The following is a 12829-nucleotide window of genomic DNA, read 5'->3' as shown; positions in this document are numbered from 1 at the left end:
CCAGCTTGTGCTGCCTGCGGCGCCAAAGTCGCCCCAGACACTAAACCGTCCCACTACTCAAAGCAGGGGGACGTCGCAACCACCATCGCCTGCTCGGATCGATCGGCTATATCCCGCCGGCAGAGGCCGAGGCAAACTACTACCGGCAACTCGCCAGTCAGGCAGCCTCCGCGGAGGCCTGACTTAAACCAAACAGCCTCCACGAAACCCGGGGCGGTTCATTCCCGCTTTTAAAATCGGCTTGGGTCCATCGTGGCCTCAAGTGGTGGCGTGGCCTAGCACAAGCTTGCAGCTTGAGTTACTAGTTCCTTTCGGCAGCAGGCAACGCGGTGGCATGCCGGCTGCAGGAAACCCCGGATTAGCGGGGCTAGTGCCGCCGTTGCGCCTGGGACGCAAAGAGCAGAAAGCCGCAACCAAGGAGGCGCGCATCTCACCCTCCCAGCTCCCTGATCTTTCCGTTTACACGCGCAAGTAGCTGCTTTAAAGGCTTGGCGCGAGCCGCGCGGGCGGAAGGTAGGCACTTTGATTCAACATACTGCTGGTACGCTGCGTCCCGCAAACCGGAATTCAACGCCTCAATCTTGCATGTTTGCATGTCCTCGATAAAGCTTGAGGGGGCCCCCAAAGCTACTCCGGTGATGGCGCGCTCCAAGGCACGTTGTTTGCTGGCAAGAGCCCTGAGTTCGATTTCCCGAATTTTCTTGTTAATAACGGCTGCAGCATTTATCGGGCAGGGCTCGTCTCGAATCGCGCCGATATCGCAGCCGCTTGCAACCGAGAGCGCATAACCGTTGGCTTCCCGAATAACATCTGATTCACAGTAGACTTCGGGCATATCCCCGCAGCCCAACTGCTCCTGCTGTTCGGCGATGTACCGCCGAACCAAGTCTGCGGAACGAGCAGATGGATATGTCTCTTGGCCCTGAGTTGTCCCCTGATCGCTGCTGTCTTTGCCAGTCTGCTCCCGGCCGGTGGCACCCTGCGCTGCACGGGGACTAGATCCGGAAACGCCCCTCCTCGCAGTGGGAGCGCCGTTACCTCGAACGGGATTGCCGCCAGGTGCGGCGAGGCTGGCATCGCGGGAACTTGGATCCGTAGAATCTGAAGGGTTGTCGAATCCGCGCGTTTCGGGTGAAGCAGTCACGCTATCGCCCCCGTGAGCGTCAGTGGAGCCGTTGCCATCTCCGCCTGTCGACAAAGCATCGCTCAGACTTTGCCCAGAGACGTGTATTTGGTGGTAATGCCAAGCTGTCAACGTGACGAGTAAGATTGCGATACCTGCGAGGTACCTAGCAGTTGGGCTACGCCTCGTCCTGGCGACCGCAGAAACGGGAGCTGATGCCTCCGGTACGTGGCTAAGCTTGTGATCCAACTGCGCCGGCGCTCGTGACAGGTTCACCCTCCCACTGTCCACCGCTTTTCCGGCCTTGATGTATTTGTCACGCGAGGAGCTCATAGCCCCTCCACATCAAGCAATCCTTTCACTGCATCCGCATCGAGCTCCGGAATCTCCCAGCCCCGAATGAGGTCGGCCAAGCTGTCAACTCTCTCTATAGCCCCCTCCACCAGATTTGTCGTGGCCACAAGATTGAGGATATCGATACGGTTGCGCATGTTGTCGCGAACGATCCGAACATCCGCCACGTGGTGGGAATCAATTTTGGCCCCGTCAAAGCGGGAAAGCAGCTCGCCCCACTTCTTTTTTAGGCGGTCTCGGATGACGTTTCGGTTTTCAATCTCCTTGGCGACGCTTTGGCGCATAGCTGCGCTTCCGTCAGAGATAGATCGCTTGAGTGCAACGTCGTCCTTGCGACCTCTTTCGATTTCCCTCGAAACTTCCTCGCCAATCTTTTTTAGGTCGCTCAAGCCGACCAATGAGAAACGGGATATGTAGTCGTAGACGAAGGCTGAGAGCTCATAAACGACGATTGCGTTTTTCAGGTAGAGCTCCGTCAATTCAATGCCTTTGAGGCTCCCGCCAGTTCTCATCTCTTCGATGACACGACGGTTGACGGCGGAAAAGATTTCAACTACGACTTTCAAGGTAGAGTACGATAGTCTGATGCTGCCCTGTGCCTCGAGGATGCTGTCGATTCGCTCTTGATCGAACCGCAGCCGACCCTCCTTCAACTTCTTCATCGATAAGGCTGTGTCCCTTAGCGACTGCTCTTCGATGTAATAGGCGACCCCCTTCACAATGTAGCGAACATTTTCCGAGTGCACTTTTATGCGCTCTTTAATATCGCGATGGATCGAATTCCCAAGGATCAGCTCTGATGGCAGAAGTTCTCGATTGGTCAAGTTTTTTGATCGGCCAATGAGGATGGCTTGTTCAGCCTGCTCGTACAGCTCTTGAGCTACCGACTCCGCTCCTTCTTGCACTTCTTGGGTACGTGGCGACTGGTGACTTACCTGGTCTTCCATGATGATTCCGATGATCTGCGTGGATACGACTCTCACGGGATCATACGACGGATCGAAGTGCCGCAGAGGCGACCACTAGGAGGCGCGCTTCTGACTGCAAGTGAGCTTGATACTCCCGAACAAACGCGCGTGCCTTGGGGACCTGTAGCGACATGTGGCGAAACGATGCCGCCCACCGATCAAGTCCCACGCAGGAAGCCGATGATCTGTTCTTCGGAAGAGCTCTTCTTCAGGTCCAATCTCCTTCAGATGGTGGACTGGACTGTTGGCGCTCGCGACAAATTCACCATCGCGCTCGCTTTCGACTGACCACCTCCACTGACGGCGAACCCTCGCCGCGCGCCAAGGTTGGTCTACGCCGACTTCGCGTCAATCAATTTTCGGCTAGCTGTCAAATCCCGGTGCGCGTCAACGCCGCACACCACTTGCTGCTCATGGACAGCTCCGAACTAGCCATTTTCCATGGCGCCGAGATGTCCAGGAAACCCCTGGGCGATTCAGTGCTTATCGTGGCGCAATAGCCCGTCGAGCAGCGAGCCTCGAGCGATTTTCCCGGCTTCGTTCGCGACAGTCACGCTATTCTTGCCTCACTTCACTGCGCACGGGGGAGTGCAATGCGAAGCAACGCCGGGGTGCCCCTGGGCCCCTTCTTCACCGAATTAGACCATCGCGCCGAAATCAAAGGCTCGCGAGACCCATTGGGGATCCAACCCATCTGGACGCGTCTCGGGCGGCAGATCGTCGGCAACCTCACCACCGTCAGCGACTCATTGCGCGACTTTACCGTATTGCTGCTGGGCCTTTACCTGGCAGACCAGGCAAAGGGGCAATCTGGCGCGGGCGCGGACCTGGGCACGTTCCTCCGGTGGGAGCAGCTGTGCGCCTACGCCCGCGCCAGAGTCAACCGGGACTGGCACTTCCGGGGTGTGGACCAGGTCCGCAAACGCCTAGGCAACGGCGCCGCGCTCACACTGTCCCGTGAGCAGGGCATCCTCTCAGATCAGAAGACCTACGGCTTGTGGGGTCTGTACACGATGCCTGCGCGCGCATCGGGCCTCGTGCGGGAAGACGCCAACGCCTTGCTCGCGATCGCGGTGGAGTTCGTCGAACGCCATTATTTGCGGGTGTTCGCGGACCACGGCATCAAGGCCGATGCCCTCCGCAAGCTGCTCTCGATGGACGGCCGCAAATTGCAGCTCGAAGGCAAGGACGCCGCGTTGGCGAAGGCGACCGCTGCGTTGCTGCACAAGTCCTTGCGCCAAAGCGAGCCGGGCTTCTACCGCGAGCACCTGCTGTTCGGCGGTCCCGGCGATGCCACGAATGGACGGCAACAGCAGTTGGCCCACATCCTGTCGGACACGCTGGACGGCAGCTTCGTCTTGTCGCCAGCCAGCGTGATGCAGCTCGCCGAGCGCGCGCGCAAGGCGAACTACGACGCGCTCGCGCAACATCTCAACGACATCCGCGTCGCGGATGCCGTCCTCGGCCCGATGGCGCTGCTGTTCTCATGGCTCCTGGGGGCGCACGGCGCGACGCTCCAGCAGGCGGCCATCGATCTCGGCAAGGGCTGGGGCAAAGGCCTCCGCATGATCGATACGGACGCCTTCGCGGCACTCCGGGAGTTCCTGCCGGCCGACACGGGGCTGGCGGACGCGTGGGTCGCTATCGCCCACGCCGCACGCGCAGGCGATTACGAAGCGCTCATACGCCAGCTCGTCGCCGTGAACGCCCGGGTAATGGAAGCCCGCGGCGGCGCGGCCTGGGTGGTGTTGCAGGGCGAACGCCTCGAAGCGCGCTTCCAGGATGGACCCGGCCGCGTGCCGGATCCCGAAGCGCTGAAGTCGCAGATGACCTTCCCATACTTCATCCCGTCGCTTCGCGCCATCGCCGCCCCCTTGCGAAAGGCCGCCTGAGATGTCCGACCTTCCGAGCGTCGCGCTGTCGAAATCCTTCGAGGACATGCTGCGCGGCCGCAAGCTCGCGTGCGCCGTTTTCACGACTTTCCAGCTGGATCCCGAGTTCTTCGAGCAGGAGATCCTGCCCGTCTTCCTGGACATGCCGTTGAGTCACGCGGCCCCGATCCGGCGCGTGCAGCTGGAAGATGCGTTGCGCACCGTCCCCGGTGAAATCGCCCTTTATTACGACGCCAATGGCCTGTGTGTCGGGGATCGGACCCATGCGCGGCAGGATGTGCGCAGGATTCCGGTGCGGCTGCGCGGGGGCAGGATCTTCCATCCAAAACTCGTGTTCGCGCTTGTGTCGTCGCCCACGCAGGACGACCCTGCCGCACAGACGCTGATCGTGGGCACCTTGTCCGCGAACCTGACGCGCACGGGCTGGTGGGAGAACGTCGAGGTCGCCTTCATCGAGGAGGTTCGCGTCGATGAGAAAAGTGCGACGGTCGATGGGCTCGTTGCGTTCCTCAAACGGCTGCGCAAGCTGGCGCCGGGGCACGATCACGCCGCCGTCGACGAGGTCCTGACCTTTCTCCGCCGCGTGCCGACACGCAGGCAGCGTTCGGACAATAACAGGCTGCACACGCACTTCATCGGCGGTGACGCCGCGGTAACGGCGTGGATGGCCGACGTCGCGGGCGGGTCCCTCAAGGGTCTGTCGCTGGAAATCATCGCGCCGTACTTCGACGACGCCGAAGACTGCCTCCCGCTCGAAGCCCTGGTCGATGCATTCCGGCCTACGCAGGTGCGCGTGCTGTTGCCCTCGCAACGCTCGGGCGTGGCGGCTTGTTCGGAGCGGATGTTCGACGCGGTGGAAGGGCTGTCGGACCGGACAACGATCCGCTGGGGAACGCTGCCCGAGGCCTTGCTGCGTCGCGGCAACAACAAGGGTGCCACCGAGCGCTTCGTTCACGCCAAGCTCTATCGGTTCTTCAGCAAGAAGCCCGCCCGTGAAATCTTCCTCTGCGGCTCGGTGAACATGACGCAGGCGGCGCATCAGCGGGGCGGCAATATTGAAGCCGCCGTGCTTACCGAAACCCAGTCGCCGCGGAAGCCGGACTTCTGGCTGCAGCCGCTGTCCAAGCGTCCCGCGATGTTCGAGTGGCAACGCGACGAAGGCGATGCGGTGTCATCGCGTGGGACGCGCGTGCAGTTGCGTTATGACTGGACGACGCGATCCGCGGAGATCTGGTGGGACGACACAGGGCCCAGTCCTGCCCTGGTGCTCCTGGCTTGTGGCGCACGCATCGCATCGCTACCCCCCTCGCTGCCGCCCCGTGACTGGGTGCCGCTCGACGCCGAAATCACAGCGGACATCCAGCGCGCCCTGCAGCGCACGTCGCTGTTCGAGGTGGCGGGCGATCGCGACGTGCCAATCCCGCTGCTGGTGCAGGAAGAGGGCATGGCGGGCAAGCCTTCCCTGCTGCTCGAACTCAGTCCCGCGGACATCCTGAAATACTGGTCGCTGCTGACGCCTGAGCAGCGCGCCGCCTTCATCGAAACGCGCGGCGCGGCGCTAGTGCAGGAAGAAGCCGGGATGGCCGCGCGCCTGCCTGCATTGTCGACGGAGCACGATCTCTTCGGCGAGATGGCCGGCATCTTCCACGCGTTCGGTTCGCTGGAGCGCTCCGTCCGTGCAGCGCTGCAGGACGGGCGGACGAAGGAAGCCGTGCACCGCATCTTCGGCAGGAAGTACGACTCGCTCGGCAACCTGCTCGAAGGCGTCCTCCGTGAGTCGGAAGACGGCGACTCCGTCCACCGGTATCTGATCCTGCTGTGCGCGCGCCAGCTGTGCGACAAGTTGGAAGCCGAGTGTGGCGAGTTCTGGCGTGCGCACGAACCGCAATCCGGGGGGCCGCGCGAGGCGCTGGCGAAGGTCGATGCGTTGAAGCAACTCCTTCTGGACCGTAACGGCCCGGAGTTCGCCGACTTTCTCCGCTGGTTCGAGGGGCAATTTCTGAAGACTGCATCGCCAAGGGAAGTGACGTGACCATCGATATCGAGACGGCAGCCCAGTTGCTCGACTTCGGCAGGAGCATTGGCAATGGTCCGCGCGCGCGCGAGCAACTCGAGGGCGCTGTCGCGATCCACAACCTGTTGGAGAAGCGGGGCGTGGCCTATCTCGCGGACGAAGTCGGCATGGGGAAGACCTACGTCACGCTCGGCACCATCGCGCTGTTCCGGCACTTCAATCCGGAGTTTCGCGTTCTGGTGCTGGCGCCGCGCGCCAACATCCAGCGCAAATGGCAGAAGGAGCGCGATGCGTTCATCGACAAGAACATCCGCTTCGCCGATTTGCGCAATCGCGCGCCCGATGGCCGGCCGGCGTGGCCGTCGGTCCATTGCGATAACCTGCTCGAACTGCTGCACGAGAGCATGCTCGGTGCGAACCGAGATTTCTTCTGCCGGTTGACGAGTTTTAGTTTGGCGGTGGGCAGCGGGCAAGATGCAGCGCGCGCCACGGCGCAAAACCTGCGCGCCAAACTCTTCAAGCATCTGCCGTGGATGCCGAGCGACCTGTTGGACGCTCGCAATGGCGCGTTCAAGGACAATCTTGCGCGCGCGCTCTGCTGCGCTTTGCCGAAATTCGACTTGGTGGTCGTCGACGAAGCACACAACCTCAAGCACGGGTTTGCCGAGGGGGTCGCGGCGCGCAACCGTGTGCTAGGGCTGATGATGGGGCGGGAACCGCTTGCCCCGGCTGACGCAAGACGTTTTCCCGGCCATGGCCCCCGCGCGCAACGCGTGTTGTTCCTGTCGGCCACGCCGGTCGAAGACACCTACCACCACCTGTGGAATCAGTTGAACGTCTTCGGGCGTGCGGGGCCGTTCGAAGGACTGCTCTCGGAGAAGGAGTCCGAGGCGCGGGAGGCCGCCAAACGCTTCCTGATCCGGCGCGTCACCAAGGTGACCGTCGGGGAAACGCCGCTGACGCGGAACCTGTATCGCCGCGAATGGCGGCAGGGCGGCGTGCAGTCGCACGACCTGCCGATCGAGGTCGCCGACGACCGGCAACGCCTGGTGCTGGCCCTGATGCAGAAAAAAGTAGCCGAACTCCTCGGACACGAACGCTTCGGAGGCGCGTTCCAGATGGGCATGCTGGCATCGTTCGAAAGTTTCCAGCAGACGACAAAGCTCACGATCGGCGATGAGGACGAACCCGAAGAGGCCAACTTCGACGGCAGCGAGCAGACGCAGGACGCGCTCGCACGCGAAGGCATTGACGTGCAGTCAATCAACCACATCGCGCGGTCGTACAAGTCGACGTTCCGGGAAGAACTTCCGCACCCGAAGATGGACGCTGTGGCGTCTGCGCTCGCCAGTGCGTGGCAGACAGGCGAGAAGGCGCTCGTTTTCGTGCGCCGAGTCGCTTCGGTGAAAGAGCTTAAGCAGAAACTCGACGACGCCTACGATGCGTGGTTGATCGCAAGGCTCCGTACTGCGTTGCCAGCCAACGTCCTCGGTGCGTTCGAGGCGGTGTGCATCCAGTACGAAAAGGAGCGCCGCCGCGAGCACGAGAACCAGCCGTCGCAGGTGGGATCGCAGTACGGTGCGGACCGCGGCGGGCGTGACACCTTCTTCGCGTGGTTCTTCCGCGGCGACGGTCCGAACAGCGTGCTGTCTGGCGCTAGCATGCAGTTGCGATTCCTCCAGCGTTCGACGGTCTTCGAGGACAACGCGCTGGCCTGGATCCTCGGATGCACGCCGCAGGAGATGACGGAGCGGTTGTCGGCTGTGCTCGGAACGACGCCCGACAGGTTGGCCATCCTGCTGGAAGATGAGGTCCGCCATTTCCTGAGCGATGCAAAGCGGCATCGTCGCGCGGACATGTTCGTCGCCGTCCAGGCGGCCGCATGCTCATTGCTGCGCCAGAAAGACGGCGGGCACGTCGATCGCGCGCGGGCGGTGTGGCAGGCCCGTTGGGAACAGCGACGCAGGCCCGCACCCGTGGCGGGCATCATCCCCAAGGTGATGCCGCTGCTGGCCGAAAGCACATTCTTCGATGCCTTGGCTGGCGAGCCCACGCTTTCGAAGCGTCTCTGGCCCGTATCGGATGCCGGAGACGCGACTCAGCAGTACCGTGAGCGGTTCCTGCGCGCGCAATTGCTGGCCTCATCGACGCGCCTAGGCCACGGGCTCATAGATCTCTATGCCAAGGTCATCGGCGTGCTCGGGACGTTGGAGTCCGGACGCCTGGGAGACGACGACGGAGAGGAAGACGGGCGCTTCGACATTACGGCGGTGCTGTTGGACCTCCTCCGCGCGCAAATGGAAACGCCGTTGACGGATCGCTCGTGGGCTCTTTTCGATGAGCTCGCGGAAGTTGCCGATAATTTTGACCTGATCCTCGACGTCAACGCGCACGACCTGCGACAGAAGTCCCTGTCCGAAGCATCGATGGCCTTCGGCCGGCTGTTGCGCGAACAGCGACCGGTCGGCGGCATGTCGGGCGGCGTCAATCAGACGCTCGTCCAGCAATTCCGCATGCCCGGTAATCCGTTCGTCCTGGTCACGACCGACGTGCTGCAAGAAGGCGAGGACCTGCACACGTTCTGCGGTCGTGTGCATCACTACGGCATCTCCTGGACACCCTCGTCGATGGAACAACGCACCGGTCGCATCGACCGCGTGCGATCCAAGATTGACCGCCGGCTATCGGTCGCGGATGCGTTGCACCCCGACGACAAGCTGCAGGTTCATTTCCCTTATCTGCAGGGCACGGTAGAGGTGCTGCAGGTCCGACGCGTCCTCGACCGCATGGACACCTTCATCCGCCTGATGCACGAGGGCTTGTCGATGCCGGCGGGGGAGAGCGCCTCGCTCAACGTCAACCAGGACATGCATGCCTTAGGCTCGATGCCGACCCAGCCGACCGAAGTTCTGCGGACGGCCTTTCCCATTGCCAAAACGATGCTCAAAGGCCGCCGCCGCGGCCTGGCGGTGAGACCGGAACAGGTGGCGGAGGTGATCGCGCGATTCGATGCGATCGCCACGGCGAGTCTGGAAACCATCGAGTGGGAGGGTTTCGCGAACCAGGGACGCATTATGGGCACGGCTCGCGTTGGCACGCGAATCCAGCCATTCGCCTTGCTACTCGGCGCAGCTGAAGGCCAAGCCATCCTGCGATGCATCAGTCCGGTGGGACGCGTGTATTCGGACGCAACCCTGTCGAAGATCGAAGACCTTATCCGCGCGGCGCCGGTAAAGGCCGGCCTGATTCCGGCGAAGGATGCCGGCTCCTACGATCTGACCGTGCAAAGCGAAGTCCTGCTGGGTCAACGCAAGGCACACGACATTGCGCGCGTCGAGGCGCTGGTCAGTCGTGTCGTCCACCACGCCGACACGATTGAAAATGCCTTGCTAGCAGGCGACGATGCACCATTCTCGAAGTTCCGCTCGGATCTGGCGAAGGAGGCGGCCCATGTCACGTGATTGGCATGCACTGTGCGACGCCCCCGCATGCGGCATCAAAGACGACTGGATCGACGTCGACCTCGGAGAGGGCCGCTCGCATCGCGTGCGCGTGGAGTCAACCTGGGACGCGTGGGAACTCACTGCCGTGGTCGCAACGCCACGCGTTCTTAATAGGCTCGACGCGTTTGATCCACCGTCCAACCGATGCTGGTTGCGCAATCGTTTCATCGACCTGGTGGGCTACCGCATAGACGGTCGCGGGCGCCTGGTCGCGAACGCCTGGGTGCCGAAGCTAGGAGTAGGTGCCGGGGAGTTCCTGATGCAGGTGAGATTGCTGGCACGGGAGGCGGATCGGTTCGAGTTCTTGCTGTCGGGGGGAGATGCGCATTAGGGCTGTGCTCGCTGGCTCGGCAAAGCAGAGGTTCTACCCCGTCACCACGGACACCTAAAAGAAGCGTCCTGATGAGAAAGAAGGGGTGTCATGGCACCGGGAAGAATGTGCACCTCGAGCTTCATGCGTCATCTCCCAGGCGCTGCTCAGCCAGTATGTCTTCAAGCGTTCGGATGTGTCCGTGCTTGACCGCCTTCAAGTCGTAGCCGGCCGCATCCAGCAGCCGCACCAAGGCGGACACGCTCATGTCCCCTCTGGCCAAGGTTTCCATACGGGCCACGGTCGTGCGCGCCACACCAGCTCGATTCGCCAGCTCCACTTGGGAGAGCCCGGCCTCCAGGCGCACCCTTTTGAGTAATTCAGCCACGTCAGCAAGCGTCGTCATTTGTAGCCCCCAGGCATCATATCCGGCGTAGGAAGAGCAACTTGTAGCCTACCGGCTACAGTTTGACAGGTCAGAACGTAACCCGCGGGCCAAATGAGGGACGCCGGCGACACGCCCAGCGAATAAGCCGTGTCCCGAGAGCCAAGCGAAGCGGAAGGCCTAGCTGGCATGAAGTTCAGCCATGCATCCATCCTCTCGGCATAAGCGATTCGGTGCTTCCGCCTGGCAAGCGCCCAATCGGCAGCGTGATGACATCGCTCCGTTGCGGACGCGCAAGTCCCAACCTATGCGACACCCTCGGGCGATGCTGGATTCAATGCCATCGCGGGGATCGGCCATGACAATGCCAGAAGAAAGGACCCGAGCACTGATCTGGGCAGGCGGCTTCCTGATCGAGCTCTCCCGAGACAACCGTTTGCCGTTGGACATCAGGCAACGCGCAGTGGTGATCGCACGTCACTTTCCGACGGTTGAAAATGTCTCGACTATGGCAGCACTGAAGCGTCCGTCTGGGGTTGGCATTGAACTGGCTCCTGTTGAACCCTCGTGGGCCGAAGGATGTCGCTACGGTCCCCTGCGCTACTCCACCCGGATGGTTTGGCCTGAGTAGATCAACTTGGCTTTGACCATTGTCAGATGGGGGCGTTGTCGGTGTAGAAGCACGGCATCGAAGCGACGCGCTTGGTAGAAGTCGGCATGAGCCCGTTACCTAGGTCTAGACTTCGCTGACAGAGACCACTCCCTGCCTGAGATCACGTGCGCAGGCAGCACGGGATCCTCCACCTCCTGAAATCGACCGGTCCGGGCATCCCAGGGTCGATGTTCGCGAACCGGCTCATATGTCGGGTCAGTGGCCTGCCGCTTGATGACATCGAAGTCGACGTCGAAGAGGTAAAAGGAGTACGACCTCCTTGCCCGAATAGCCTCCGTGAGCTCGAACAGCGTAGTCGCGTGATCTGCCAGCCACGGCTCCCGGATGGCCATGGGCATGGCTCGGTACATATCTTCGGAAGCCAAGTGGTGCAGCTCTTGGTCTCCGTCAGCTTCTGCGTACCTCATTGTCCACAAGAGCGCCAAGAATCCCCACATGTCTCCGCGATGGACCAACCCCCCGGTATCGCGCATGCTCAAGGTTGGAGCGCAGCGCCTTTGCTTCCACTGCACCTCGTCGTTGGGGAACAGCCAGAAGAAGGGAAGATCGCTCGCCTTCTGGGGACGATAGTCGCTCATGATCCTTGCCACTTCAGATTGGCTGAAGGGCCGGTTCTCAAGCAGCACCCACAGAGGTGAATCGAACACAGCTAAAGTTCCAGGAAGTCGGTCTTCCAGCTTCTCGGCTGAGTAACGGCTGGGTTCCACGATCCCCTTTCGCCACTTTTCGCCCAAGTTCGATCGACTCCGACCCCGTTCCACATACATTTTGTCGAACTCCGGCCAAGAAGGGCATGCGGCCAGCTTGCACGCACCGTCAAGCCAAGCGGTAGTCCGCAGACGCTTCACGGCATGGTTCGCGCCCTCGGAGTCACCAGAAATCTTCCGTATGTCATCGATCAAGGCACGGCGCATGGGTCAGATATCTCCCCTCCGGACAGCCCGAAATTGACACACCGCGAGTCGCTCGCCTTGCGTGATACTTCGCGAGACTTTCGGGGACTCCGCGATACTCATGCCGGATATTGAACCGCAGGCAATCCTCGAACAATCCGCCCAGCGGATTGAGGAGGGGCTGCGCGAAGACTTCGGCGCATTGCTTACACAGGCGGACCTTGCGCGGCTCCTGCGCTATCCGACCGTCCAGGCGGTCCGAAAGGCTCGTTCGCGCGGATATCTCGCCATTCCCATGTTTCAGCTGCCCATGCGGCGAGGGTGGTTTGCGACCACACGCGCGGTCGCCGAGTTTCTTGCGAGTCTGGAGCAGCGCTCCCCCATCTCGACCGAGCTTGATGCCACCCTCTTGGAATGCTCATCGGCAGGTGGCGTACCGTCAGCAGGTCACGGGGACATCTTGTCGTCGCCGCTTTACCGTCCGCGCGATCATGGTCGTCCTTTCCCTCGGCAAGTGGACACCGAGAAGGTCTTCAACGACCGACGGGAATCGGATCGCACCTCAACTCAGGGGCCCATGACCAAAGAGGAGGCTAGCTAGCGCCTACACGCTATCGCCGATCAAAGTGCGGTCAAAGTAGCGGCCACAAAAAAGCCCAAGCTGATGACTTGGGCTCTTTGCAACGCGTCAGATTTGTCGCCTGACGCCGTGAC

The 12829-nt window shown here is 61.7% G+C and carries 9 protein-coding genes; 6 read left to right on the top strand and 3 right to left on the bottom strand.

Translation table 11 applies throughout. The features are described 5' to 3' along the window. Positions 1-430: 430 nt before the first annotated feature. Both C693_RS23540 and C693_RS0102285 read right to left on the bottom strand, forming a co-directional pair. Positions 431-835 carry a hypothetical protein gene (locus tag C693_RS23540; protein WP_157798542.1) on the bottom strand — a complete coding sequence of 135 codons (405 nt, stop codon included), beginning with the start codon at positions 833-835 and terminating at the stop codon, positions 431-433. Between the two features lie 617 nt (positions 836-1452). Further along, positions 1453-2424, bottom strand: a complete 972-nt coding sequence (locus C693_RS0102285) for a hypothetical protein (protein WP_157798541.1) — start codon at positions 2422-2424, stop codon at positions 1453-1455. Positions 2425-3038: 614 nt separating this feature from the next. Between C693_RS0102285 and C693_RS0102275 the strand changes: the two genes are divergently transcribed. Genes C693_RS0102275 through C693_RS0102260 form a run of 4 tightly spaced genes read left to right on the top strand, consistent with a single transcriptional unit; the run spans position 3039 to position 10185 of the window. Further along, complete coding sequence (locus C693_RS0102275; RefSeq protein WP_157798540.1) at positions 3039-4337, top strand: hypothetical protein; 1299 nt, start codon at positions 3039-3041, stop codon at positions 4335-4337. Between the two features lies 1 nt (position 4338). Further along, positions 4339-6369 carry a hypothetical protein gene (locus tag C693_RS0102270; protein WP_017460628.1) on the top strand — a complete coding sequence of 677 codons (2031 nt, stop codon included), beginning with the start codon at positions 4339-4341 and terminating at the stop codon, positions 6367-6369. Further along, positions 6366-9812, top strand: a complete 3447-nt coding sequence (locus C693_RS22475; protein ID WP_017460627.1) for a helicase-related protein — start codon at positions 6366-6368, stop codon at positions 9810-9812. The genes C693_RS0102270 and C693_RS22475 overlap by 4 nt, the downstream gene beginning before the upstream one ends. Then, positions 9802-10185, top strand: coding sequence for a hypothetical protein (locus C693_RS0102260; protein ID WP_017460626.1), 384 nt, complete (start codon positions 9802-9804; stop codon positions 10183-10185). Before C693_RS22475 ends, C693_RS0102260 begins: the two co-directional genes overlap by 11 nt. Positions 10186-10306: 121 nt before the next feature. On the opposite strand, the gene C693_RS0102255 is transcribed toward C693_RS0102260, so the two are convergent. Further along, a complete protein-coding gene (locus C693_RS0102255) occupies positions 10307-10570 on the bottom strand; it encodes a helix-turn-helix transcriptional regulator (RefSeq protein WP_017460625.1) in 264 nt (87 codons plus the stop codon). A 181-nt stretch (positions 10571-10751) separates the two neighbouring features. On the opposite strand from C693_RS0102255, the gene C693_RS24420 reads away from it, so the two are divergent. Both C693_RS24420 and C693_RS22470 read left to right on the top strand, forming a co-directional pair. Then, entirely contained in the window at positions 10752-11180 is a 429-nt protein-coding gene (locus C693_RS24420; RefSeq protein ID WP_338390714.1) for a BPSL0761 family protein, read from the top strand. 1056 nt (positions 11181-12236) lie between these two features. Beyond that, positions 12237-12716 (top strand): hypothetical protein, encoded by a 480-nt coding sequence (locus C693_RS22470; RefSeq protein ID WP_157798538.1) that lies wholly within the window; start codon positions 12237-12239, stop codon positions 12714-12716. Positions 12717-12829: the final 113 nt, after the last annotated feature.

It is taken from the genome of Dyella ginsengisoli LA-4 (genome assembly GCF_000334915.1).
Lineage (GTDB): Bacteria > Pseudomonadota > Gammaproteobacteria > Xanthomonadales > Rhodanobacteraceae > Dyella_A > Dyella_A ginsengisoli_A.
The sequence above is the reverse complement of the archived record's forward strand: the minus strand, read 5'-3'. Positions and strand labels throughout refer to the sequence as shown.

What these genes read in the sequence shown, in the direction of transcription:
- C693_RS24420 (WP_338390714.1), top strand. Translation starts at nt 10,752, where the DNA reads ATGCATCCATCCTCTCGGCATAAGCGATTCGGTGCTTCCGCCTGGCAA.
- C693_RS0102275 (WP_157798540.1), top strand. Translation starts at nt 3,039, where the DNA reads ATGCGAAGCAACGCCGGGGTGCCCCTGGGCCCCTTCTTCACCGAATTA.
- C693_RS22470 (WP_157798538.1), top strand. Translation starts at nt 12,237, where the DNA reads ATGCCGGATATTGAACCGCAGGCAATCCTCGAACAATCCGCCCAGCGG.
- C693_RS0102260 (WP_017460626.1), top strand. Translation starts at nt 9,802, where the DNA reads ATGTCACGTGATTGGCATGCACTGTGCGACGCCCCCGCATGCGGCATC.
- C693_RS0102255 (WP_017460625.1), bottom strand. Translation starts at nt 10,570, where the DNA reads ATGACGACGCTTGCTGACGTGGCTGAATTACTCAAAAGGGTGCGCCTG.
- C693_RS0102285 (WP_157798541.1), bottom strand. Translation starts at nt 2,424, where the DNA reads ATGGAAGACCAGGTAAGTCACCAGTCGCCACGTACCCAAGAAGTGCAA.
- C693_RS23540 (WP_157798542.1), bottom strand. Translation starts at nt 835, where the DNA reads ATGCCCGAAGTCTACTGTGAATCAGATGTTATTCGGGAAGCCAACGGT.
- C693_RS0102270 (WP_017460628.1), top strand. Translation starts at nt 4,339, where the DNA reads ATGTCCGACCTTCCGAGCGTCGCGCTGTCGAAATCCTTCGAGGACATG.